At 68.1% G+C, this 22,507-nt stretch carries 21 protein-coding genes; 12 read left to right on the top strand and 9 right to left on the bottom strand.

What is annotated here, in order from left to right:
• Nucleotides 1-29 precede the first annotated feature (29 nt).
• The 3 genes from mmsB to BT264_RS06725 all read right to left on the bottom strand — a co-directional run bounded on the left by mmsB (nucleotide 30) and on the right by BT264_RS06725 (nucleotide 3,897).
• Entirely contained in the window at nucleotides 30-920 is an 891-nt protein-coding gene (mmsB, locus tag BT264_RS06735; RefSeq protein ID WP_072436492.1) for a 3-hydroxyisobutyrate dehydrogenase, read from the bottom strand.
• Between the two features lie 15 nt (nucleotides 921-935).
• Complete coding sequence (locus BT264_RS06730) at nucleotides 936-2,462, bottom strand: CoA-acylating methylmalonate-semialdehyde dehydrogenase (RefSeq protein ID WP_072436493.1); 1,527 nt, start codon at nucleotides 2,460-2,462, stop codon at nucleotides 936-938.
• Nucleotides 2,463-2,577: 115 nt separating this feature from the next.
• Nucleotides 2,578-3,897: an MFS transporter gene (locus tag BT264_RS06725; protein WP_072436494.1), complete on the bottom strand. Its 1,320-nt coding sequence runs from the start codon at nucleotides 3,895-3,897 to the stop codon at nucleotides 2,578-2,580.
• 157 nt (nucleotides 3,898-4,054) lie between these two features.
• Here BT264_RS06725 and BT264_RS06720 point away from each other — a divergent pair, with 157 nt between their 5' ends.
• The gene (locus BT264_RS06720; RefSeq protein ID WP_072436495.1) at nucleotides 4,055-5,014 is read left to right on the top strand and encodes a LysR family transcriptional regulator; all 960 of its coding nucleotides are present in this window, start codon (nucleotides 4,055-4,057) and stop codon (nucleotides 5,012-5,014) included.
• 67 nt (nucleotides 5,015-5,081) lie between these two features.
• Here the strand turns inward: BT264_RS06720 and BT264_RS06715 are convergent, their stop codons facing one another.
• Complete coding sequence (locus BT264_RS06715; protein WP_072436896.1) at nucleotides 5,082-5,804, bottom strand: haloacid dehalogenase type II; 723 nt, start codon at nucleotides 5,802-5,804, stop codon at nucleotides 5,082-5,084.
• A 443-nt stretch (nucleotides 5,805-6,247) separates the two neighbouring features.
• Here BT264_RS06715 and BT264_RS06710 point away from each other — a divergent pair, with 443 nt between their 5' ends.
• Nucleotides 6,248-8,497: a putative bifunctional diguanylate cyclase/phosphodiesterase gene (locus BT264_RS06710; RefSeq protein ID WP_072436496.1), complete on the top strand. Its 2,250-nt coding sequence runs from the start codon at nucleotides 6,248-6,250 to the stop codon at nucleotides 8,495-8,497.
• A gap of 22 nt (nucleotides 8,498-8,519) precedes the next feature.
• On the opposite strand, the gene BT264_RS06705 is transcribed toward BT264_RS06710, so the two are convergent.
• Both BT264_RS06705 and BT264_RS06700 read right to left on the bottom strand, forming a co-directional pair.
• A complete protein-coding gene (locus BT264_RS06705) occupies nucleotides 8,520-9,587 on the bottom strand; it encodes a diguanylate cyclase (protein WP_072436497.1) in 1,068 nt (355 codons plus the stop codon).
• A gap of 58 nt (nucleotides 9,588-9,645) precedes the next feature.
• Entirely contained in the window at nucleotides 9,646-10,650 is a 1,005-nt protein-coding gene (locus BT264_RS06700) for a chemotaxis response regulator protein-glutamate methylesterase (protein WP_072436498.1), read from the bottom strand.
• A 357-nt stretch (nucleotides 10,651-11,007) separates the two neighbouring features.
• Between BT264_RS06700 and BT264_RS06695 the strand changes: the two genes are divergently transcribed.
• A complete protein-coding gene (locus BT264_RS06695) occupies nucleotides 11,008-11,436 on the top strand; it encodes a hypothetical protein (RefSeq protein ID WP_072436499.1) in 429 nt (142 codons plus the stop codon).
• A 60-nt stretch (nucleotides 11,437-11,496) separates the two neighbouring features.
• On the opposite strand, the gene BT264_RS06690 is transcribed toward BT264_RS06695, so the two are convergent.
• The gene (locus BT264_RS06690) at nucleotides 11,497-11,721 is read right to left on the bottom strand and encodes a hypothetical protein (protein ID WP_072436500.1); all 225 of its coding nucleotides are present in this window, start codon (nucleotides 11,719-11,721) and stop codon (nucleotides 11,497-11,499) included.
• 344 nt (nucleotides 11,722-12,065) lie between these two features.
• Here BT264_RS06690 and BT264_RS06685 point away from each other — a divergent pair, with 344 nt between their 5' ends.
• The 5 genes from BT264_RS06685 (at nucleotide 12,066) to BT264_RS06665 (ending at nucleotide 16,543) form a co-directional block, all read left to right on the top strand.
• A complete protein-coding gene (locus BT264_RS06685; RefSeq protein WP_072436501.1) occupies nucleotides 12,066-12,755 on the top strand; it encodes a DUF969 domain-containing protein in 690 nt (229 codons plus the stop codon).
• Nucleotides 12,752-13,702, top strand: coding sequence for a DUF979 domain-containing protein (locus BT264_RS06680; protein WP_072436502.1), 951 nt, complete (start codon nucleotides 12,752-12,754; stop codon nucleotides 13,700-13,702). The genes BT264_RS06685 and BT264_RS06680 overlap by 4 nt, the downstream gene beginning before the upstream one ends.
• A gap of 19 nt (nucleotides 13,703-13,721) precedes the next feature.
• Nucleotides 13,722-14,744 carry a DUF2891 domain-containing protein gene (locus BT264_RS06675; protein ID WP_072436897.1) on the top strand — a complete coding sequence of 341 codons (1,023 nt, stop codon included), beginning with the start codon at nucleotides 13,722-13,724 and terminating at the stop codon, nucleotides 14,742-14,744.
• Nucleotides 14,745-14,863: 119 nt separating this feature from the next.
• Nucleotides 14,864-15,187, top strand: a complete 324-nt coding sequence (locus BT264_RS06670; protein ID WP_072436503.1) for a hypothetical protein — start codon at nucleotides 14,864-14,866, stop codon at nucleotides 15,185-15,187.
• Between the two features lie 291 nt (nucleotides 15,188-15,478).
• Entirely contained in the window at nucleotides 15,479-16,543 is a 1,065-nt protein-coding gene (locus BT264_RS06665; protein WP_072436504.1) for an asparaginase, read from the top strand.
• Nucleotides 16,544-16,650: 107 nt separating this feature from the next.
• Here the strand turns inward: BT264_RS06665 and BT264_RS06660 are convergent, their stop codons facing one another.
• Entirely contained in the window at nucleotides 16,651-17,625 is a 975-nt protein-coding gene (locus BT264_RS06660) for a LysR family transcriptional regulator (protein WP_072436898.1), read from the bottom strand.
• A 142-nt stretch (nucleotides 17,626-17,767) separates the two neighbouring features.
• On the opposite strand from BT264_RS06660, the gene aspA reads away from it, so the two are divergent.
• Both aspA and BT264_RS06650 read left to right on the top strand, forming a co-directional pair.
• The gene (aspA, locus tag BT264_RS06655; RefSeq protein ID WP_072436505.1) at nucleotides 17,768-19,174 is read left to right on the top strand and encodes an aspartate ammonia-lyase; all 1,407 of its coding nucleotides are present in this window, start codon (nucleotides 17,768-17,770) and stop codon (nucleotides 19,172-19,174) included.
• Between the two features lie 103 nt (nucleotides 19,175-19,277).
• Entirely contained in the window at nucleotides 19,278-20,783 is a 1,506-nt protein-coding gene (locus BT264_RS06650) for an amino acid permease (RefSeq protein WP_072436506.1), read from the top strand.
• A 50-nt stretch (nucleotides 20,784-20,833) separates the two neighbouring features.
• Here the strand turns inward: BT264_RS06650 and BT264_RS06645 are convergent, their stop codons facing one another.
• On the bottom strand, nucleotides 20,834-21,517 hold the full coding sequence (locus BT264_RS06645) for an alpha/beta hydrolase (protein ID WP_072436507.1): 684 nt from the start codon (nucleotides 21,515-21,517) through the stop codon (nucleotides 20,834-20,836).
• A gap of 266 nt (nucleotides 21,518-21,783) precedes the next feature.
• Between BT264_RS06645 and BT264_RS06640 the strand changes: the two genes are divergently transcribed.
• Entirely contained in the window at nucleotides 21,784-22,026 is a 243-nt protein-coding gene (locus tag BT264_RS06640) for an antitoxin (protein WP_072436899.1), read from the top strand.
• Nucleotides 22,023-22,430: a type II toxin-antitoxin system VapC family toxin gene (locus tag BT264_RS06635; protein ID WP_072436508.1), complete on the top strand. Its 408-nt coding sequence runs from the start codon at nucleotides 22,023-22,025 to the stop codon at nucleotides 22,428-22,430. Before BT264_RS06640 ends, BT264_RS06635 begins: the two co-directional genes overlap by 4 nt.
• The last annotated feature ends 77 nt before the right edge of the window (nucleotides 22,431-22,507 follow it).

The following is a 22,507-nucleotide window of genomic DNA, read 5'->3' as shown; positions in this document are numbered from 1 at the left end:
CGGCGCACGTCCGGCGTAACCTGCGCAGGCTACGCCGGCTGCGCCTCGTACAGCTTCACGCACGCGGAGAAGTCGAGCGCGCCGAGCCCCTGCTGGCTCATCGACTGATAAAGCTGCTGCGCGAGCGCGCCCATCCATACCGGCTGGTGCGCGCTTCGTGCGGCTTCGGTCGCGAGCCCGAGATCCTTCAGCATCAGGTTCGCCGCGAAACCGCCCGCATAACCGCGCGCGGCCGGCGCCGCGTCGTTCACGCCCGGATACGGGTTGTACGCGTCCGAGCTCCAGCAGCGGCCTGTCGACGTGTTGATGATGCCGGCCAGCACGGCCGGCTCGATGCCGAGCGCGGCACCGAGCGCCATCGCTTCCGACACGCCCATCATCGAGATCCCGAGCAGCAGGTTGTTGCAGATCTTTGCGATCTGCCCGGTGCCCGTGCCGCCGCAATGCACGACGTTCCTGCCCATGTCGAGCAGCACGGGGCGGATGCGCTCGAACAGTGCGGCGTCCGCGCCGACCATGAAGGTCAGCGTGCCGGCCTGCGCGCCGCCGGTGCCGCCCGACACGGGCGCGTCGGCGAGCGGGAAGTCGCGCTGCGCGGCGGCTTCCGCCACCGCGCGCACGGTGGCGGGGTCGATCGTGCTGCAGTCGACCAGCGTCGTGCCCGCGCGCGCGCCGGCCAGCACGCCGTCGTCGCCGAGGTAGACGGCGCGCACGTGCTGCGCGGCCGGCAGCATCGTGATCACGACCGCCCCGCGCGCGGCCGCGTCGCGCGGCGAGCCGGCCGCCGTTGCGCCCGCGCGCACCGCGGCGTCGACCGCGTTCGCGTCGAGGTCGAACACCGTCAGCGCGTGGCCGGCCTTGAGCAGGTTGGCGGCCATGGGGCCGCCCATGTTGCCGAGCCCGATGAATGCGATTTCCATGTGCGAGTCCCTCAATCAGCGCAACGCGATCGTCGTGTTCACGCCGCCGGCCGTCGCATCGTCGTCGAACCAGCGCGCGGTGACCGTCTTCGTCTGCGTGTAGAACTGCACGACCTGCTTGCCGTACGGGCCGAGATCGCCGAGCTTCGAGCCGCGCGAGCCCGTGAAGCTGAAGTAGGGCACCGGCACCGGAATCGGGATGTTGATGCCGACCTGGCCGATGTCGATCTCGCTCTGGAACTTGCGCGCGGCCGCGCCGCTCTGCGTGAACAGCCCGACGCCGTTGCCCATCGGGTTGCGGTTGACGAGCGCGATCGCTTCGTCGAGCGTGTCCGCTTCGAGCACGACCACCACCGGCCCGAAGATTTCTTCCGTATAGATCGACATGTCGGTCGTCACGCCCGAGAAGATCGTCGGGCCGACGAAGTTGCCGCGCTCGTAGCCGGGCACCTTCACGTTGCGGCCGTCGAGTTCGAGCTTCGCGCCGGCCTTCACGCCTTCGTCGATCAGCGACAGGATGCGTTCCTTCGCGGCCTTCGACACGACCGGGCCGACGTCGGTGCCGGCTTCCGCGCCCGCATTCACCTTCAGAAGCTTCGCCTTCTCGACGAGTTCGGGCAGCCAGTCGCGCGCCTGGCCGACGAGCACGACGACCGACGTCGCCATGCAGCGCTGGCCGGCCGCGCCGAAGCCCGCGCCGACGAGCGCGTTGATCGTCTGCTCGCGGTGCGCGTCGGGCAGCACCACCGCGTGGTTCTTCGCGCCCATCATCGACTGCACGCGCTTGCCGTGCTGGCTGCCGAGGTTGTACACGTGCGTGCCGACGCGGGTCGAGCCGACGAACGAGATCGCCTTGATGTCCGGGTGCGTGCACAGGCGGTCGACCACCGTCTTGCCGCCGTGCACGACGTTCAGTACACCTTTGGGCACGCCGGCCTCGATCGCGAGTTCGACGAGCTGCATCGTCGACAGCGGGTCCTGCTCCGACGGTTTCAGCACGAACGTGTTGCCGCAGACGATCGCCATCGGGAACATCCACAGCGGAATCATCCCGGGAAAGTTGAACGGCGTGATGCCCGCGCACACGCCGATCGGCTGGCGCAGCGTGTAGGTATCGACGCCACCCGCGACGTTCTCCGCGAATTCGCCTTGCTGCAGCGTGCCGATCGAGCACGCGTGCTCGACCACTTCGAGGCCGCGGAAGATGTCGCCCTGCGCGTCGGGCAGCGTCTTGCCTTGCTCGGCCGTCAGCGTGTGCGCGATCCGTTCGAGATTGCGGCGCACGAGATCCTGGAACTTCAGCATGATGCGCAGCCGGGCGCCGATCGGCGTCGTCTTCCACGTCTGGAATGCGCGCTGCGCGGACGCGATCGCGGCGTCGATCTCGTCGAGCGTCGCATACGGCACGCGGCCGATCGTTTCCTGCGTCGCGGGGTTGACGATGTCGCCCCATTCGGCGCTTTGCGATTCGACGAACGCGCCGTCGATCAGCAGCTTGGCGGTGGGCAGGGCGAGGGTGGTCTGGGGAACTGCGGCGTTCATGGAACTCTCCGGGAAGGAAGCGGTGTTGCGATGAGAAAGGGGGCCTGTATCCGCCGCACGTGCAGGCGCGGCGGACAGCAGGACGAACTGGATTCGATCGGATGCGCTGGCGTGCTCAGGTGCGCGGCGGCCGCATCAGTGCGGTACACGCGAGCGCGAACACGCCGAAGCCGACGAGGTACGCGATCACGTAATGCGGCTGGCCGCCGCCGGCCTTCAGCAGCGACGTCGCGATCATCGGCGCGAAGCCGCCGCCGATCACGCCGGCGAGCTGCACCGACAGCGAGATGCCGCTGTAGCGGATTTCCGCCGGGAACTGCTGCGCGAACAGCAGCGATTCCGGCGCATAGAGGATCGGGAACACGACGCCGAGGCCGAGCACGATCGCCCACCATGCGTACGACGTCTGCTGCGTGCCGAGCATCATGAAGAACGGCGCGGCGAACGCGCACATCAGCACGAGGCCGATCGCGAACATCCGGCGCTGGCCGATGCGGTCGCTCAGGTGGCCGCACAGCGGCATCGTGACGAGCGACAGCACGGCGCCGGCCGTGATCGCGTGCAGCATCTCGGCCTTCGGCAGGTGAAGCTGCTGCGTCGCGTATGCGAGCGCGAACGTGACGACCATGTAGAACCACGTGTTCTCGGCGGCGCGCGCGCCGACGATCGTCAGCACCTCGCGCGGATGGCGGCGCAGCGCGGCCGTCACCGGCGACTTCTCGGCCTTGCCCTGGCGCTGCATCTTCTCGAAGTCGGGCGACTCGGGCACCTTCGCGCGGATGAACCAGCCGAGGCCGACGAGCGCGATGCTCGCGAGGAACGGCACGCGCCAGCCCCACGACAGCATGTCGGCTTCCGGCAGCGCGGCCACCGCGGCCATCGCGAGCGACGACAGGATCAGGCCGAGCCCGACGCCCGTCTGCGGCAGGCTGCCGAACAGCCCCTTGCGGCCCTTCGGCGCGTGTTCGACGGCCATCAGCACCGCGCCGCCCCATTCGCCGCCGACGGCCATCCCCTGCAGGAAGCGCATCGCGATCAGCAGCGCGGCCGCCCAGTAGCCGATGCTGTCGTACGACGGGATCAGCCCGATGATCATGCTCGGCACGCCCATCAGCAGCAGCGTGATCATCAGCATCGACTTGCGGCCGATCCGGTCGCCGAAGTGGCCGAACACGATGCCGCCCATCGGCCGACCGATGAAGCCGACCGCGAACGTGCCGAACGCGGCGAGCGTACCGACGACGGGGTCCAGCGACGGGAAGAAGATGCGGTTGAACACGAGCGCGGCGGCCGTGCCGTAGAGGAAGAAGTCGTACCACTCGATCGTCGTGCCGGCCATGCTGGCCCAGCCGGCCAGCAGGTAGTGCTTCGCGGTGCGGGCGGGAGCCGGCGTCGCGACTGTCGCATGCTCATCGAGGGTGGATCGGGTCTGCATGGTGTCTCCGTGGTGGTTGCCGCGGCTCATGGTCCGCAGGTCACGGTCGAGTATAGTTATGCGCAGATTCATGATGTACCGATAAAGAAACCGGTTGGATATGCATTTCTGCATATCGACGGCCGGCCCGGAGACTCCAGCCCTTTTTTCCACGCCGATGCGACATGCCACCGAGCCGGTTTCCGGCAACCTGAACTGGGACGACCTGCGCTTCTTCCTCGAAGTCGCGCGCACGCAGCGCGCGAGCGGCGCCGCGAAGCGGCTCGGGGTCGACTACACGACCGTCGCGCGACGCGTCCGCGCGCTCGAGGCCGCGATGGGCACGCTGCTGTTCGACAAGTCGCGCTCCGGCGGCTTCACGCTGACGGCCGAAGGGCAGCGGCTCGTCGCGTATGCGGACGCGATGGAGACGACCGTGCAGTCCGCGTGCGACCAGGTCGCGAATACCGGCGAGGCGCTGTCGGGCCACGTGCGGATCGGGTCGACCGAGGGGTTCGGCTGTTTTTTCCTGGCGCCGCAGCTCGCGCAGTTTCGCGCCGCGCATCCGCACGTGACGGTCGATCTGCTGCCGGTCCCGCATTTCGTCAACCTGCCGAAGCGCGAGGCCGACCTGGCGATCACGCTCGAGCGGCCCGAGCGCGGGCCTTACGTGTTCACGAAGCTGTGCGACTACCAGTTGCGGCTCTACGCGACGCGCGACTATCTCGCGAACCATGCGCCGATCGCGTGCACCGACGATCTCGCGCGGCATGCGTTCATCAGCTATGTCGACGATCTCGCGTTCAGCAGCGAGCTGCTGTACCTGGACCGCGCGGTGCCGGGCGCGACGGCCGGGCTGCGCACGACGAGCGTGATCGCGCAATATTTCGCGGCGCAGCAGGGCGGCGGGCTCGCGATCCTGCCGTGCTTCATGGCGGCCACGCAGCCGGCGCTGGTGCCGGTGCTGCCGGACGACGTGGTCGTCACGCGGTGCTTCTGGCTGACCTGCCGCGAGGACTTGCGCAAGCTGCGGCGCGTGACCGCGCTGTGGGATTACCTGCGGGCGGCGGCGGAGGCGAACCGGGAATTGCTGATGGGGGAGTCGGGGCGGCTCAGGTTCGTCGGCGAGCCGGATTAGCCGGTGACGGAAGCGGCGGCGATTCGCGCGGCGCTCGCGGCGAAGGGGCGAACCGCGCAGCCGGCATTCAACCCGGGCAACCGAGCCGATCCGCGAGTTCGTTCAGGTCCCTGACGTCGAAGTCCCACGCATCGTCGGCTTCCAGGTCGGTCGTCTGGCCGGGCCCGTGTTCGGTCGGGCGCAGCACGAACGCGGTCGACAGCCCGAGCCGGCGCGCGGCGGCGAGATCGCCGTTGTGCGCCGCGACCAGGCACAGCTCGGCCGGCGCGACGCCGAGAATCTCGACCGTATCGCTGTACACCTGCGGCGACGGCTTGTACGCGCGGACGACTTCCGCGCCGAGGATCGCGTCCCACGGCAGCCCCGCGCGTTTCGCGACGTCGACCATCAGCCGGATGTTGCCGTTCGACAGCGGCGCGATGATGAAGCGCCGCTTCAGCCGGTGCAGCGCGGCGACGGCGTCGGGCCACGGGTCGAGGCTGTGCCACGCGAGGTTGAGCGCGTCGATGTCCGCGTCGGGTACGTCGACGATCCCGTAGCGGTCGAGCGTGCGCACGAGGTTCTCGCGATGCAGCACGTCGAGCCGCACGTAGCGGCGGCGCCCGCTGCGGACTTCTTCCATCGACGGCGAATATTCGGCGCGCCACGCATCGGCGAACGCGAACGGGTCGAGCGCCGGCGCGTGGCGTTCCAGAAAGGCGGCAGCGCCGCGTGCGACGCCGCTTCTCCAGTCGACGATCGTTCCGAAGACATCGAAAACGAGCGCCTTGATTTCGGCAGGGTTCGTCATGGTGATCCAGTGAAGGTCGTTCGATGAGGACACACATCGCCGTGCCGCCGGAATGCGCGACGCCGGTTCGATCGACATTGAATCACGGATACGAAAACGCGGCTTGGCCGGGCCGCGATGGCTTCCGGGGGTTGCCGGAACGGGGGCAAGGGCGCGGCCGCCGGCCGGAAAACACCGGCGGCCGCGCGTACGCCTGCTGATCGACTTCCTGGCCGAACGCATCCGGAAGGATTGACGGGCGGCGCGGCAACCGCGCGTAAGCCCTGATGCGCTCGGACGCGCGGGGTGTCACGGATTGGTGTTAAATACATTTCGGCGCGCGCTGGCTCGACGCGCAAACGGGGCGCACCGGGCTCGGCGTAAACCCGGAGCGAAAAACGGCACGAAGGATCGATAACGAATCGGGCGCATCTGCCCCGGTCGGACAGACGGCAGGATTCGACTTGAATACCGAACCGCAAAGTTCTCGTTACAGCCTCGGCCTCGCGGCGGAAGTGCTCGCGTCCGAGCAAAGCGTGCTGAGGCTGATCACGCGCAACACACCGCTGCCGGAATTGTTGATCGAAGTCTGCCGGCGCGCCGAGACTTTGCTCGGCGACGGTGCATCGTGCACGATCCTGCTGCTCGATACGGACGGCGTGCACGTGCGTGTCGGCGCGGCGCCGTCGTTGCCCGCGCAGTACAGCGCCGCGATCGACGGCGCGTCGATCGGGCCGGCGGCGGGCTCATGCGGCACGGCGATGTACGAGCGCCGGATGGTCGCCGTCGAGGACATCGAAACCGATCCGCTGTGGGCCGACTACCGTTCCGTCGCGTTGCCGCTGGGCCTGCGCGCGTGCTGGTCGGTGCCGTTCCTCGACGAGGCAGGCGTCGTGCTCGGCGCGTTCGCCGTCTATCACCGCACGCCGCGCCGGCCGAGCGACGAGGAAACCGCACTGTTGCGCGATATCGGCAACAGCGTCGGCCTCGCGGTTCACCAGGACCGGATGGTGCGGCAGCTCGCGCGCAGCGAGGAACATCACCGGCTCGTCGTCAACAGCCTGAACGAAGGAATCCTCGTCGTGTCGCGCGACGGCGTCGTGATTGCGAGCAATCCAAGCGCGAACCGGATGATGCGCGTGAAGGGCGACCTCGTCGGCCGCCGGTTGTCGACGGTGATCCTGCGCAAGCTGCGCGAGGACGGCACGTTGATCGCGCCGGACGACTGGCCGAGCCGGCTCGCGCTCGTGACGGCCACGCCGCTGCTCGGCTACACGGTCGGCTTCGGCCTCGCGGACGGCGACGTCATCTGGGTGCGCGGCAACGCGGTGCCGATCGTGAAGCCGGGCGAGACGCAGGCCGACTCGGTGCTCGTGTCGTTCAACGACATCGGCCCGGTGCGCGAAGCGCAGCAGCAGTTGCGCTACATGGCGACGCGCGATGCGCTGACGGGCCTCTACAACCGCCGCTGGCTCGGCGACCGCATGCGCGAACTGTTCGGCGAGCGCGATGCGGCGGCCGGGCCCGCGCGCGTCGCGATCCTGTTCATCGATCTCGTCGGCTTCAAGAAGGTCAACGACACGGCCGGTCACGACGCGGGCGACGCGCTGCTGCGCAGCGTCGCGGCGCGGCTCGAGGCCTGCGCGGGCGGCCGGCACGCGCTCACGCGCGTCGGCGGCGACGAGTTCGTGATCCTCGTCGAGGACTGCGACGATCCCGACCGTCTCGCGGTGCTCGCGCGCGAGGTGATCGACGCGATCGCGAAGCCGTTCGCGATCGCGAACAACGAGTATTGGCTCGGCGTGTCGATCGGGATCAGCGTCGCGCCGCGCGACGGCGACGACGCCGTCACGCTGATGCGCAATGCCGATTCGGCGATGTACGACGCGAAGCAGCACGGCCGCAACCACTTCACGTTCTTCACCGCGCAGCTCAACCTGCGGCTGCAGCGCCGCTTCGCGATCGAGCAGTCGCTGCGGCGCGCGCTCGCGTCGGACATGCTGCGCCTCGCGTATCAGCCCGTCGTCGATGCGCGCAGCGGCCGCACGGTCGGCGCCGAGGCGCTGCTGCGCTGGACGAGCCCCGAACTCGGGCCGATGTCGCCGGCGGAATTCATCCCGGTCGCCGAAGATACGGGGCTGATCGTCGCGATCGGCCAGTGGGTGCTCGAAACCGCGTGCCGGCAGATGGCCGAATGGCGCCGTACGATCGCGCCGGACCTGATGCTGGCCGTGAACCTGTCGCCGCGGCAGTTCCACGAAGGGCTTGTCGAATCGGTCGGCCGCTGTCTCGCGCAAACGCGGCTCGATCCGTCCGCGCTCGAGCTCGAGATCACGGAAGGACTGCTGATGAACGACACGGACACCGTGCTGCCGATGCTCGAGGCGCTCACGGACATGAAGGTGCGGATCTCGGTCGACGATTTCGGCACAGGTTATTCGTCGCTCGCGTACCTGAAGCGCTTTCCGCTGCACAACCTGAAGGTCGATCGTTCGTTCGTGTCGGGCGTGCCCGATCATCACGACTCGGTCGCGATCACGCAGGCCGTCGTCGCGATGGCGCATTCGCTCGGGATGAAGGTCACGGCCGAAGGCGTCGAGACGCAGGCGCAATCGAGGTTCCTGCAGCAGATCGGCTGCGACATGCAGCAGGGCTACCTGTTCAGCCGGCCGCTCGACGCGAACGACTACGCGCGCCGGCTCGGCGCCGCGTGAGCGCGGAGCGCGGAGTGCGGGCTCAGTCGTCGCGCGGCGCGCCGAAACCGCCGGCGCCTGGCGGCGGTGCCGACGCATCGATCTCGACGCGGTTCTTGCCTTCGTGCTTCGCACGGTACAGCGCGCGGTCGGCGGCCTCGATCAGCACGGTCGTCGGCAGGCCGGGCGCCGGCACGATGCTCGCGCCGCCGATGCTGATCGTCACGGTGTTGCCCGTCGACGAATGCGCGTGCCGCAGCCGCAGCGCCTCGACCGCGAGACGGATCTTCTCGCCGAGCAGCCGCGCGGCGCCCGGCGACGTGGCCGGCATCACGACCGCGAATTCCTCGCCGCCGAAGCGCGCGGCGAGATCGCCCGACTGCCCGAGACAGCGCTCGATGGTCGACGCGATCTGCTTGAGCACGCTGTCGCCCGACACGTGCCCGTACGTGTCGTTGTACAGCTTGAAATTGTCGACGTCGATCATCAGCAGCGACAGCTCGCTGCGCTCGCGCGTGCCGCGCCGCCATTCGGCGGCCAGGTATTCGTCGAGATAGCGGCGGTTGGACAGCCCGGTCAGCCCGTCCGAGTGCGTGAGGCGCCGCAGTTCGAGATTTGCCTCGAGCAGCTGCTGCTGCGATTGCCGCAGCGCGCGATAGGCTTCGTCGCGCTGCAGCAGGTTCATGTACGAGCGCGAGTGGTAGCGGATGCGCGCGACGAGTTCGATGCGATCGGGCAGCTTCACGAGGTAGTCGTTCGCCCCGGCCGCGAACGCGGCGCTCTTGATCACCGGCTCTTCCTGCGTCGACAGCACGATGATCGGCACGTCGCGCGTCGCCGGATTCGCGCGGTACGTCTTCACGAGGCTCAGCCCGTCGGTGCCGGGCATCACGAGGTCCTGCAGGATCACGGTCGGCCGCGTCTCGATCGCGGTGGCCATCGCGTCGTCCGAGCGCGGGCAGTAGTGGAAGTCGATGCCTTCCTCGTCGACGAGCGCGCGTCGCACGGCTTCCGCGACGATCGTCTGGTCGTCGACCAGCAGCACCATCGCCGGCACGTCGACGGGCGGCGTATGCGGGCCGCCCGGCGGGCGAGTCAGGTCGCTAGTCATGATCGATGCGGGTTGTTGCAAGGGCAGGCATGGGTGTTGCGCGTGTTCATCGTCGGGATCAGATTCGCGCGAGCGCCGCCAGCTCGCCCGCGATGCGGCCGAGCGGCAGGATCGCGCGCGCCGCGCCGAGCGCCGCGGCCGCCTTCGGCATGCCGTACACGGCGCTCGTCGCCTCGTCCTGCGCGATCGTATGGTAGCCCTTCATCCGCAGCGCCTTCAGGCCGATCGCGCCGTCGCGCCCCATCCCGGTGAGCAGCACGCCGATCACGCGGCCGGGCCAGTGCTCGGTCAGGCTGTTGAAGAACACGTCGACCGACGGCCGATACGGCGTGGCGGCCGGCTCGCGCGTGTATTCGAGCGTGCCGGCGCGCGTGATCCGCAGGTGATCGTCGGTCGCGGCGAGCAGCGCGACGCCAGGCTGCGGGCGGTCGCCTTCGCGCGCGACGCGCACGGCGAGCGGCGTCTGGCCGTCGAGCCATTGCGCCATGCCTTCGGCGAATGCGCGGTCGACGTGCTGCACGATCACGATCGGCGCGCTGAAATCGGCCGGCAGGGCGCCGAGGATCGACGCGAGCGCGCCGGGGCCGCCGGCCGATGCGCCGATCGCGACCAGCGGGCCGCCGCCGGCGCGGGTGGCCGTACCGGCAATGCGCGTGCCGCCGGGCGCATCGAGCAGGCGGCCGATCTGGTCGATCTTCGCAAGCAGTAACCTGGTCGTATCGCCGGCCGCGCCATCGCCGAGCCGCGGCGTGTCGACCGCGTCGAGCGCACCGGCGCCCATCGCTTCGTACACGCGCCACGCGTTCGCGCCGATGCAGCTCGTCACGATCAGGATTGCGCACGGTCGTTCGGATCGCATGATCCGCCGTGTCGCTTCGATCCCGTCGAATTTCGGCATGATCAGGTCCATCAGCACGACGTCGGGCGGCTGCGCGGCGCACAGTTCGACGGCCTGCGCACCGTCGGTCGCGACCCACAGCACGCGGTGCTCGGGCCGACGCGCGATCGCGCGGCGCATCGCCTCGACGGCAAGCGGGAGGTCGTTGACGATGCCGATGTTCACAAGCGGAATTCTCCGGTCGGTTCGTAATGTTGGATATGGGCCGGGTTCATGGAAGGGGCTGCCTGTTCGGCGCCGCCGGGCGGCATCGGTGGCCGGCGGCGCGGCATTCTTTTTCGGTTGGCGACGCCCCGAATGCTGTCATGCGGCGCGGGCGGCGGCAATCGAAAAATTTGCGCATGGCGCTGTTCCAGTACGTTTCCTCTATGACGATGGCGGTGCGGCGCTTCCGGCCGGTAACGGAACCGGGCCCGGGCCGGCGCAGTCGTTCATGCCGGGGCCATGCGATCTCGACACGGCAGGCCGCCGAAGGACGCATGTTACCGTGCCGGCTTCGACACGAAGAACGAGGAGAACCGGATGGCTGCGCCCGACACCACGCTCGTCAGCCGCGACCCATACGCGCCGGTCGTGATCGAACGCGACGGCCGGTTGCTGTACCGGATCGACATCGAGAGCGGGCACGCGTCGTTCTACCGCGAGTTTCCGGTCGAGCCCGACGCGGTGCGCGTGCTGCGCGACGACGCCGAGCGCTACTACTTCCTGTTCGCGGCGCTTCATCATCCGTACCAGTTGCGCGCGACGAACCTGTCCGACGCCGAGCGCGAACGCTACTTCAGCACGATCCTGTTTGCCGGCCGCGACGAGGTCGAAGCGTTCCTGGCGCAGCTCGATCGCGACAGCAACGGCGCCGTATCGAACCTGCTGAGGATCTTCACGCGGGCCGACCACGGGCAACTGCGCGCGGGCCGGTGGTTCGGCGCGGGCGCCGGCACGCCGGCCGCATAGCCGGTCGCAACCGGGCACCCGGCCGCGCACCGGATGCGCACCGGATGCGCGGCCGCGCCGTCAATGGCTGCGCGCGTACCCCTGGATCAGCGCGCGCATCATCCCTTCGACCGTCGCGTCGAGCAGGTCGGATTCCTGCTCGGCCTCCTCGACGAGCGCGGCATAGGCGGTCGCGAGCGTCACGCGGTCGACTTCATTGCGCTGTTCCATCAGCGTGACCATCCCGTCCTTCGCCAGATGAGCGGAGAACGCGCGGCTGCCGATGGTCTGGAATACGTCAATCATGGCGGCTCTCCCGTACGTTGCAGATGCTTTCCAGTTTAGTCGGCGCACCGGGGCTCCGCCACGCGCGGCGGCCCGTGCCGGCTGCCGCCGGCCGCGAGAATGCGGGGAAGCGCATGCCGCAACGCGTGCGGCTGCGCCGCCCGACCGACGATCGATTCCTCCGATGAAACACCGCCGACACATGGCCCGTGCACGGTGTCCGCACGCTTCAACGTTTACCCGAACCGGCAAATCGTCGACTTTTTATCGATAAAGTCTCGTGTTAGATTTCGCGGTCAGAGCCCGGTCCAAACCGTGCAGGCGGCCGCTGCAAAGGCGCCGCGCGTCCAACACAAGGAGGAGCAATGCTGGTGCTGATTGGGGTGCCGATCGTCGTGATCGGTTTCGCGCTGCGCTTCAATGCGCTGCTGGTGGTCACGATCGCGGGGCTCGCGACCGGGCTGGCGGGCGGGCTGAATCTCGTCGACATCGTCAGCGCGTTCGGCAAGGCGTTCACCGAAAACCGCTACATGGGCCTCATCTGGCTGACGCTGCCGGTGATCGCGCTGCTCGAGCGCAACGGGCTCAAGGAGCAGGCGAAGCGGATGATCTCGCGCGTGCAGGCGGCCACCACGGGCCGCGTGCTGATGCTGTACTTCGTGCTGCGCCAGGCGACGGCCGCGCTCGGCCTCACGTCGCTCGGCGGCCATGCGCAGATGGTGCGGCCGCTGATCGTGCCGATGGCCGAGGCCGCCGCCGTCGACCGGCACGGCGAACTGCCCGAGTCGGTGCGCCAGCAGATCCGCGCGCATGCGTCGGGCGTCGACAACATCGCCGTGTTCTTCGGCGAGGACATCTTCATCGCGATCCAGTCGATCCTGCTGATCAAGGGCTTTCTCGAACAGAACGGGATCGTCGTCGAGCCGCTGCATCTGTCGGTATGGGCGATCCCGACCGCGATCGCCGCGCTGCTGATCCACTGTACGCGCCTCGCGCTGCTCGACCGCCGGCTCGCGCGCGGCTGCGGCTTGCTGGCGCAGGAGGGCACGCGATGATCGGCCTCGAATCGCTGTACACGCTCGCGGGGCTGATGTTCGCCGCGTTCGCGTGCTTCAACCTGACGGACCGCACGAACCCGCGGCGCGTCGTCAATTTCGCGTTCTGGGCGATCTACGCGGTCACGTTCCTGTTCGGCGCGCTGCTGCCGCATTTCGTGACGGGCTGCCTCGCGATCGGGCTCGCGGTGATCGCCGGCTCGGGCAAGCTCGGGCGCGGCAAGTCGGACGAAGCCGGCGAAGCGGCGGCCGTGCGGCGCGAGTCGCTCGCGCAGCGCTTCGGCAACCGGCTGTTCCTGCCCGCGCTGCTGATTCCGGTGGTCACGCTGATCGGCACGTTCGCGCTGAAGCGCGTGCCGTTCGTCGACCCGAAGAGCGTGACGCTGATCTCGCTCGTGCTCGGCACGATCGTCGCGTTCGTCGTCGCGCTGGCGATGCTGCGCGATTCGCCCGTCCATGCGCTGAAGGAAGCGCGCCACACGATGGACGCGGTCGGCTGGGCCGCGATCCTGCCGCAGATGCTCGCGGCGCTCGGCGCGCTGTTCGCGCTCGCCGGTGTCGGCGGCGTGGTGTCGGGGCTCGTGAAGGACTGGGTGCCGATCGATTCGCCGTTCGCGGTGGTCGCGGCCTACACGGTCGGCATGGCGCTGTTCACGATGATCATGGGCAACGGCTTCGCCGCGTTCCCGGTGATGACGGCCGGCATCGGCCTGCCGCTGATCGTCCACCAGTTCCACGGCAACCCGGCGATCGTCGGCGCGATCGGGATGCTGAGCGGCTTCTGCGGTACGCTGATGACGCCGATGGCCGCGAACTTCAACGTCGTGCCGGCGGCGCTGCTCGAACTGAAGGACAAGAACGGCGTGATCAAGGCGCAATGGCCGACGGCCGTGCTGCTGCTGGCCGTGAACACGCTGCTGATGTATGCATTCGTATTCCGCTTCTGACTCGATGGACGAGATCCTCATGACCGATCGACTCACGCCCGAACTCGCGTCGAAATTCGCGTCGCTCGCGCTCGCGCACCTGACCCGCGAATATCCGAACAAGCTCACGCATTCGCTCGAAGGTCCGCACGACGTGCAGGGGCCGCGCGCGCTGCATCCGATCTTCTACGGCAGCTACGACTGGCACTCGTGCGTGCACGGCTACTGGCTCGTGCTGCGCGTGCTCGAACGCTATCCGGCGCTGCCGGAGGCCGAGCGCATCGTCGCGATCGTCGACGCGCACTTCACCGAAGCGAATGTCGCCGGCGAGCGCGCGTATCTCGCGATGCCGCACAACAGCGGTTTCGAACGGCCGTACGGTTGGGCGTGGCTGCTCGCGCTGTCCGCGCAACTCGAGCGGCTCGCGCTGAAGGGCGTGCTGCCGCAGGCCGCGCGCTGGGCGAAGGCGATGGCGCCGCTCACCGACCTGTTCGTGTCGCGCTTCGAGACCTTCCTGCCGAAAGCGACTTATCCGCTGCGCGTCGGCACGCACTTCAACACCGCGTTCGCGCTGGCGCTCACGCTCGACTTCGCGCGCGACACGCAGCGCGACGGGCTCGCGGCGCTGATCGTCGACACCGCGAAGCGCTGGCACCTGGACGACGTCGCGTGCCAGGCGTGGGAGCCGTCGGGCGACGAATTCCTGTCGCCCGCGCTGATGGAGGCCGAGCTGATGCGGCGCGTGCTGCCGGCAGCCGAATTCGACGGCTGGTTCGCGCGCTTTTTGCCGGATCTCGCGCGCGGCGAGCCGGCGACGCTGTTCGAGCCGGCGACGGTCAGCGACCGCAGCGACGGCAAGATCGCGCACCTCGACGGGCTGAACCTGAGCCGCGCGTGGTGCCAGCGGGCGCTTGCCGGCGCGCTGCCGGAAGGCGACGCGCGGCGCGCGAAGCTGCTCGGCGCGGCCGGCCGGCATCTCGCGAGCGCGCTCGCGCACGTGGCCGGCGATTACATGGGCGAGCACTGGCTCGCGACGTTCGCGTTGCTCGCGCTGGAAGCGTAGCGCGCGAGCGAAACCCCGCCGGCGGCAAGGTCATCGGCGCGCGGCTATACTCGCCGCTCGGTCCGCTTCGCGCCGCATTCATCGCGCGAAGCGGCCATCCGCCAGTTCGCCTCTTCGCCATGCACAAGCTCATTTCCTACATCGCCGCGATTCACGGGCTCGCAGGGCCCGTGTCGATCATGTCGCATGCGACGTCGCACGACCGCTGGACCGACGACGATGTCGAGGTCGTGCGCGACGAAACCGAATACCGTTTCGACAACGGCGCGATCGTGCGCCGCTCGGTCGAGCAGGACCGCGCGCCGTCCGACCTGCTGTGCGCCGAATGCTGGATCGATTACGACGTGCTCCGCCATCCCGATGCACAGCCGATCAGCCCGTCGCGGTTAACGTTCGACAACGCATGTCGCGAGACCTTCTGGCTGCGCTACCACCTCGCGTGAACGTGCGGACGTGTGCGGCCGCATCATCCTGGCGGCGCGCGGGCAGGTTCGCGCGTATGTCTGCGCCGTCAGGATCGGCGTGCGTCCCGGAATGGTGTGCGCAACAGAAATGAATTTGAATGATTTTGTGCTGAATCGGTCAGGTTTTGTCACAACGAGGTTGCCTTTGCGTGGCATGCAACACCGCTTTCCATTGCCCGGCGGGCGCGCGGCGGCGACGACTCGATACACTTCCGTACCGGTTGGACGGGCCCCGGCAGCCAGGCCCGAGCAAGGAGGAGGCAGGACACGATGGACATCCAACGCGCAGCGGTCGTCACGTACCGCGGCAATGCGATCGAGAACACGCACGTCGCCCATGTGGCGGTGGTGGATGCAAGCGGCAGGTTGCTGGCCCGGTTCGGCGATCCGTTCCGGATGACGCTGGCGCGCTCGGCGGCCAAGCCGGCCCAGGCGCTGTCGGTGATCGAGACGGGCGCGCCCGAGCGCTTCGGCTTCGACGACGCGGACATCGCGCTGATGTGCGCGTCGCACAGCAGCGAGGACCGGCACATCGAACGCACGCGGGCGATGCTCGCCAAGGTCGCCGCGCACGAATCGGATTTGCGGTGTGGTGGCCATCCGCCGTTGTCCGATGCGGTGTACCGGTCGTGGATCAAGCGCGACTACACGCCAACCGGCGTGTGCAGCAACTGTTCCGGCAAGCACGTCGGGATGCTGGCCGGCGCGCAGGCGATCGGCGCCGCGATGGCCGATTACCATCTGCCCGACCATCCGATGCAGGTGCGCGTGAAGCACGTCGTGGCCGATGCGTGCGGCTTGCGCGACGACGAAGTCGACTGGGCGATCGACGGGTGCAACCTGCCGACGCCTGCGTTTTCGCTGGATCGGCTGGCGCGACTTTACGCATCGCTGGCCGACGGCGCGGACACGGTGGAAGCGGGCGGCGGTGAGATCGGCGATCGCGTTCGCGCGCTGGCGCGCATTCATCGTGCGATGACGGCGCATCCCGAGCTGGTCGCCGGCGACGGGCGCTATTGCACGGTGCTGATGAATGCATTCGGCGGGCAGGTGGTCGGCAAGCTCGGCGCCGATGCGTGCTACGGGCTCGGCGTGCGTGCATCGGAGAACACGCGGCGGCTCGGCGCCGACGGTGCGCTCGGCATCTCGGTGAAGATCGAGGACGGCAATCTCGACGTGCTCTACATGGTCGTCAGCGAGATTCTCGAGCGGCTGCAGATCGGTACGTCCGCGCAGCGCGCGCAACTGGCCGGCTTCCACCGGCCGCGGATGCTCAATACGCAGGGCGTCGAGATCGGGCACGCCACGTTTCCGTTCGAATTGCAGCCTGCCTGAGCTCGTCCCTGCACCGATCACCGATGCCGCCGGCCCGCGAACCGGGCCGTGCGCATCGGCGCCCGCCCGCTAGCTGATCGACGCGAACGCGAACGCCAACGCGGGCGCTACGCGCGCGCGCCGCGAATCTTCGCCAGCTCGACGTCCGACAGTTCGCCGATCTGCGCGAGATGTTCCGCGAGAAAATCCTTCAGCACGCGCAGCTTCGCCGAACTGCGCCGGTTCGCCAGATACGCGATGTAGATGAATTCGCCCGTCAGCCGGTTCTGCAGCCGGTAGCGCGGCAGCACGGCTTCGAGTTGCCCGCTCGCGAGCAGGTCGCGCACCAGCCAGATCTCGAACTCTGCGATGCCGAGCCCCGCGCAGGTCGCTTCGAGCAGCAGTTCCGAATGGTCGGTGACGAGATTGCCGGCCGGCAGCACGCTGTGTCGCGCGTCGCCGTGCACGAAATCCCAGCGCGGATCGCCTTCCGGGTGCACGTAGCGCAGGCAGTTGTGGTGCTTCAGGTCGTCCGGCGCCGACGGGCGCCCGTAGCGATCGAGATAGCCGGGCGCTGCGCACAGGATGCTGTCGTTGCGCGACAGCCGGTGGACGACCAGGTTGTCCAGGTAGTTCTCGCCCTCGTGAATGTCGAGATCGAAGCCGCCGGCCACGAGGTCGTTGTGGTTGTCGGTGAGCCGCACGTCGAGCTGGATTGTCGGGTAGCGCGCGAGAAACGGCGCGATCAGCGGCGCGAGGTGACGGCGCCCGAACGCGACCGGCGCGGTGAGCTTCAGCGGGCCGCTCGGCTGTGCATTCAGCTCGGCGACCACACGCAGCGTGTCGTCGAGATCGGCGATCAGCGTGATGGCGCGCTCCAGATAGATGTGGCCGGCCTCGGTCAGCGTCACGCTGTGCGTCGAACGGTGCAGCAGCGCGACGCCGAGCGTTTCCTCGATCGCCGTCACCTTGCGCGCGACGGTCGACGTCGACACGTGCATCTCCTTCGCGACCGCCGAAAAACTCCCCGTTTCGACCACTCTCACGAACGCGCGCATCGCGCCGAGGTGATCGATGCCTGTCTCTCTCATGCCTTTTTTCATCCGATTCTCGTTGTTGCGTCCCACGCAAAACCGCTTTCGATAATACAGAGGCGAGCATGTTTTTGCAAAGGCATAGAATGCGAACCCGTCGCGTCGGGAAGCGGCGCACGACGAGCGGCACGAGACACCCAGGAGGGGCACGATGGCAGAAAGCGGCTTCCGCGTCGAAGCGGATCTTTTAGGTAAACGAAGCATTCCGGATGCGGCCTACTACGGCGTACACACGCTGCGCGCCAAAGAGAATTTCGACATTTCCGGCCGCAGTATCGCGACGCTGCCGTACCTCGTGATGGCGCTCGCGGCCGTGAAGGAAGCCGCGGCCGACGCCAACTGCGAGCTCGGGCTGCTGCCGAAGCCGTATCGCGATGCGATCTCCGCCGCGTGCATCGAGATCCGCGAAGGGCGCCTGCACGACCAGTTCGTCGTCGACGTCATCCAGGGCGGGGCCGGCACGTCGACCAACATGAACGCGAACGAGGTGATCTGCAACCGCGCGCTCGAAATCATGGGGCACGCGCGCGGGCAGTACGAATATCTGCATCCGAACGAGCACGTCAATCTCGCGCAGAGCACGAACGACGTCTATCCGACCGCGATCCGGGTCGCCACGTGCTTCGCGGTCGAGCACCTGCTCGACGCGATGGCGCGCCTGCGCGATGCATTCGCGGAGCGGGCCGACGCGTTCGCGGGCCTGCTGAAGCTCGGCCGCACACAGTTGCAGGACGCGGTGCCGATGACGCTCGGCCAGGAATTCTCGACGTACGCGGTGATGCTGACGGAAGACATTGCGCGCTTGCAGGAAGCCGGCTGGCTGATCCGCGAGATCAATCTCGGCGCGACCGCGATCGGCACGGGGATCACCGCGCATCCGCAGTATGCGGAGAAGGCGCTGGCGGCGCTGCGGCGCATCACCGGGCTCGACCTGAGCACCGCGCCGAACCTGATCGAGGCGACGCAGGATTGCGGCGCGTTCGTGCAGGTCTCGGGCGTGCTCAAGCGGATCGCCGTCAAGCTGTCGAAGATCTGCAACGACCTGCGGCTGCTGTCGAGCGGCCCGCGCGCGGGGTTCGGCGAGATCAACCTGCCGCCCGTGCAGGCCGGCTCGTCGATCATGCCGGGCAAGGTGAATCCGGTGATCCCGGAAGTCGTCAACCAGGTCGCGTTCGAGGTGTTCGGCAACGACCTGACCGTGACCTTCGCCGCCGAGGCCGGACAGCTTCAGCTCAACGCATTCGAGCCGGTGATCGCCAGCGCGCTGTTCCGCAGCTTCAGCCACCTGACGGCCGCATGCACGACGCTCGCGCAACGGTGCGTGAGCGGGATCACCGCGAATCCCGAGCGGCTGCGCGAAACGATGGAGCGCTCGGTCGCGCTTGCAACCGCGCTGAACCCGTACATCGGCTACAAGCGCGCGACCGCCGTGGCCGCCGAGGCGCACGAGAGCGGCAAGTCGATCCGCGAGGTCGTGCTGGATCACCAGTTGATGACCGAAGCGCAACTGGACGACGCGCTGCAACCCGAAGCGCTGATCCGGCCGCGCGTGCTTTGACACCGGCCGCGCGGCACCGGCGCCTGCCGCCGGCGGCCTGCGCGCGACCGTTCAAAAAGCGCCCCGGAGCGGGGCGCGACACATCAATAAACGGAGACTCAACATGAAACACACCAGCGAGCGGCCGGCCGATACGGCCGGCGGCGCGGATTCCCGTCATACCGATCCCGACGCGATGTTCGCGTCGCACGAAGCCGGTTATGCGAAGCATTTGAAGCCGCGGCACGTGCAGATGATCGCGATGGGCGGTGCGATCGGCACCGGCCTCTTTCTCGGCGCGGGCGGGCGCCTGCAAAGCGCGGGGCCCGCACTGGCGCTCGTGTATCTGGTCTGCGGCGTGTTCGCGTTCCTGATCATGCGCGCGCTCGGCGAGCTCGTGATGCACCGGCCGACCAGCGGCAGCTTCGTGTCGTATGCGCGGGAGTTCATGGGCGAGCGCGCGTCGTTCGTCGCGGGCTGGATGTACTACCTGAACTGGGCGACGACCGGCATCGTCGACATCACCGCGGTCGCGATCTACATGAAGTACTGGGCCGTGTTCACGGACGTGCCGCAGTGGGTGTTCGCGCTCGGCGCGCTCGGGATCGTGTCGGTGATGAACATGATCGGCGTGAAGGTGTTCGGCGAGATGGAGTTCTGGTTCTCGCTCGTCAAGGTGGGCACGCTCGCGGTGTTCCTCGCGGTCGGCGCCGTGTTCCTCGCGAGCGGCCATCCGGTCGCCGGCCAGATGCCGGGGCTTCATCTCGTCGCGGATCACGGCGGGATCTTTCCGCACGGCATCCTGCCGGCCGTGCTGATCGTGCAGGGCGTCGTGTTCGCGTATGCGAGCATCGAGCTCGTCGGCGTCGCGGCGGGCGAGACGGCCGATGCGCGCAAGGTGCTGCCGAAGGCCATCAACGGCGTGATGTGGCGCATTGCGCTGTTCTACGTCGGTTCGGTCGTGCTGTTGACGCTGCTGCTGCCGTGGACCGCATACAGCGCGCACGAAAGCCCGTTCGTGACGTTCTTCGGCAAGCTCGGCGTGCCGTACGTCGGCACGGTAATGAACGTCGTGGTGCTGACCGCCGCGCTGTCGAGCCTGAATTCGGGTCTCTATTCGACCGGGCGCGTGCTGCGCTCGCTCGCGATGGGCGGGTCGGCGCCGCGCTTCGTGTCGCGGATGAACGCGCGCGGCGTGCCGTACGGCGGGATCCTGATCACGGTCGCGATCAATGCGATCGGCGTGCCGCTGAACTACATCGTGCCGGCCCAGGCGTTCGAGATCGTGCTGAACATGGCGTCGCTCGGGATCATCACGACGTGGGGTTTCATCGTGATGAGCCAGATCCTGTTCCGCCGCGCGGTCGGTCGCGGCGAGCTGAAGGCCGTGTCGTTCCGGATGCCCGGCGCGCCGTTCACTTCGTGGCTCACGCTCGCATTCCTCGTCGGCGTGCTGGTGCTGATGGCGTTCGACTACCCGGGCGGTACGTGGACCGTCGCGACGATTCCGGTTGTCGTGCTCGCGTTGGTGATCGGCTGGAAGCTCGCGAAGCGCGGTGCCGAGCGTGAGCGGGCGGTTGCCGCACCCGCGGCCGTGCGCGTCGTCGCAGATCCTGCGCAGAACGCGTGACGGTGCGCGCCGGGGGCCGGTCCGTTCGCGGGCCGGCTTTACCGGTGCGGTCAGTTCAATCCGGTGCGTTCGCCGACCCATCGGCCGAAATCGGCGGCCATTTCCTGAGTCAGTTCGTGCCCGGCCGCATACAACCGCGTGTCGTGTGCGACATCGAGCGCCGTGAGTCTTGCATCGGCGGTATCGGCCCATGCGACGGGCAGCTTGTCGTCGAAGCGGCCGTGCACGATCAGCGCGTGCAACGGGCGAAGCGCATCGCGCGGCGCGATCAGCGGATCGATTTCCGGCAGGATGCGGCCGCACAGCACGGCGAACGCGGCGACGTCGGCCGGCGACGTGAGGCCGACGCTCGCGCTCATGATGCCGCCCTGGCTGAAGCCGGCGATCACGGCCGGCAACGCGGAGCCCGCGCCGTCCCGCGCGCGGAAGGCGCGCAGCAGCGCAATCAGCTGGAGGCGGCTGGCGTCCGCGCGGGCCGCGTCGATTTCGGGGCCGTTCGGGCCGAAGCGCACCGGAAACCACGCGTGCTGGTCGGGCCCGAAGGTCAGCGGGCCGCGCACGAACGCGATCTCGATGCGCGGATCGATCACATCGGCCACGTTCAGCAGGTTGGTTTCGTTGCCGCCGACGCCATGCAGCAGCAACAGGCGGGCGGCGGGGCGGCCGGCAGCCGGGCGCAGCCGGTACTGGAGGCCCGAATCGGGATCGGTGGTCAGCGGCAGGGCGTCGGTCATCGCGTGGGTCCGGAAAGGGAACGATGCGACAGTCTAGAGCGTGCGGACTGGGAGGTGAATCGCCGGGTGGCGATTGATTGTTTCCTGGCGGGAACGAATCCGGCCGCGGCTCATGTCGGGGACGGATTGCCGATATCGCGACGCGCGACGCGCGGCGCGGGGCGATGGCCGAAATACCCACCGACAACAGGCCGATCGGACGACTCGTCATCCTCACGCTTAGTTGATAAAATAGATACATTTTGTAGATACGTGGGGGCGTGAAGATGGATATTGCCAAGATCTTCAAGCATGGCGGATCGCAGGCCGTCCGGCTGCCGAAGGATTTCCGCTTCGAGACGACCGAGGTTCGGATTCGCCGCCACGGGGCGTCCGTCATTCTCGAGCCGGTGCCGCAAGACTGGGCATGGCTGACACCGCTGATCGGCCCGGTCGACGCCGACTTCGAGGCCGCTGCAACAACCCAGCCGGACGTTCAAGAGCGCCCGGGACTGGACGTGTTTGAATGAAGTTTCTGCTGGATACCAACGCGGTAATCGCCATTCTCAAAGGCGAGCCGGCCATGCTGGCCAAGCTGCGTGCGCATCGACCGGCAGACTTCGGAATTCCGGCGATCGTCGCGCATGAGCTCTATTACGGAGCTTACAAAAGTCAGCGAGTGGCAGCCAATCTGGCGCGCGTGGAGGGGCTTCAGTTCGAGGTCGTGTCGTTCGACGCGGAAGATGCTCAGCATGCCGGCGAAATTCGTGCGCATTTGACCGCGGCAGGAACACCGATCGGCCCATATGATGCATTGATCGCAGGGCAGGCGCGTGCGCGGCGGCTGGTGCTTGTCACGCATAACATGCGCGAGTTTGAGCGAGTCCCGGAGCTGCGGATCGAGGATTGGCTCGCAGGCGCGCATGAAAACTGACCGCATTGCAGTCATGCAGCGACCGGCACGGATTCCTCCGCGCTGAATCAGGCTCGCTACCCGCATGCGATCCTGCC

This window comes from Burkholderia sp. NFPP32, assembly GCF_900119325.1.
GTDB lineage: Bacteria > Pseudomonadota > Gammaproteobacteria > Burkholderiales > Burkholderiaceae > Burkholderia > Burkholderia pyrrocinia_C.
The sequence above is the reverse complement of the archived record's forward strand: the minus strand, read 5'-3'. Positions and strand labels throughout refer to the sequence as shown.

What these genes read in the sequence shown, in the direction of transcription:
- mmsB (WP_072436492.1), bottom strand. Translation starts at nt 920, where the DNA reads ATGGAAATCGCATTCATCGGGCTCGGCAACATGGGCGGCCCCATGGCC.
- BT264_RS06730 (WP_072436493.1), bottom strand. Translation starts at nt 2,462, where the DNA reads ATGAACGCCGCAGTTCCCCAGACCACCCTCGCCCTGCCCACCGCCAAG.
- BT264_RS06725 (WP_072436494.1), bottom strand. Translation starts at nt 3,897, where the DNA reads ATGCAGACCCGATCCACCCTCGATGAGCATGCGACAGTCGCGACGCCG.
- BT264_RS06720 (WP_072436495.1), top strand. Translation starts at nt 4,055, where the DNA reads ATGCGACATGCCACCGAGCCGGTTTCCGGCAACCTGAACTGGGACGAC.
- BT264_RS06715 (WP_072436896.1), bottom strand. Translation starts at nt 5,804, where the DNA reads ATGACGAACCCTGCCGAAATCAAGGCGCTCGTTTTCGATGTCTTCGGA.
- BT264_RS06705 (WP_072436497.1), bottom strand. Translation starts at nt 9,587, where the DNA reads ATGACTAGCGACCTGACTCGCCCGCCGGGCGGCCCGCATACGCCGCCC.
- BT264_RS06695 (WP_072436499.1), top strand. Translation starts at nt 11,008, where the DNA reads ATGGCTGCGCCCGACACCACGCTCGTCAGCCGCGACCCATACGCGCCG.
- BT264_RS06690 (WP_072436500.1), bottom strand. Translation starts at nt 11,721, where the DNA reads ATGATTGACGTATTCCAGACCATCGGCAGCCGCGCGTTCTCCGCTCAT.
- BT264_RS06685 (WP_072436501.1), top strand. Translation starts at nt 12,066, where the DNA reads ATGCTGGTGCTGATTGGGGTGCCGATCGTCGTGATCGGTTTCGCGCTG.
- BT264_RS06680 (WP_072436502.1), top strand. Translation starts at nt 12,752, where the DNA reads ATGATCGGCCTCGAATCGCTGTACACGCTCGCGGGGCTGATGTTCGCC.
- BT264_RS06675 (WP_072436897.1), top strand. Translation starts at nt 13,722, where the DNA reads ATGACCGATCGACTCACGCCCGAACTCGCGTCGAAATTCGCGTCGCTC.
- BT264_RS06670 (WP_072436503.1), top strand. Translation starts at nt 14,864, where the DNA reads ATGCACAAGCTCATTTCCTACATCGCCGCGATTCACGGGCTCGCAGGG.
- BT264_RS06665 (WP_072436504.1), top strand. Translation starts at nt 15,479, where the DNA reads ATGGACATCCAACGCGCAGCGGTCGTCACGTACCGCGGCAATGCGATC.
- BT264_RS06660 (WP_072436898.1), bottom strand. Translation starts at nt 17,625, where the DNA reads ATGAAAAAAGGCATGAGAGAGACAGGCATCGATCACCTCGGCGCGATG.
- aspA (WP_072436505.1), top strand. Translation starts at nt 17,768, where the DNA reads ATGGCAGAAAGCGGCTTCCGCGTCGAAGCGGATCTTTTAGGTAAACGA.
- BT264_RS06650 (WP_072436506.1), top strand. Translation starts at nt 19,278, where the DNA reads ATGAAACACACCAGCGAGCGGCCGGCCGATACGGCCGGCGGCGCGGAT.
- BT264_RS06645 (WP_072436507.1), bottom strand. Translation starts at nt 21,517, where the DNA reads ATGACCGACGCCCTGCCGCTGACCACCGATCCCGATTCGGGCCTCCAG.
- BT264_RS06640 (WP_072436899.1), top strand. Translation starts at nt 21,784, where the DNA reads ATGGATATTGCCAAGATCTTCAAGCATGGCGGATCGCAGGCCGTCCGG.
- BT264_RS06635 (WP_072436508.1), top strand. Translation starts at nt 22,023, where the DNA reads ATGAAGTTTCTGCTGGATACCAACGCGGTAATCGCCATTCTCAAAGGC.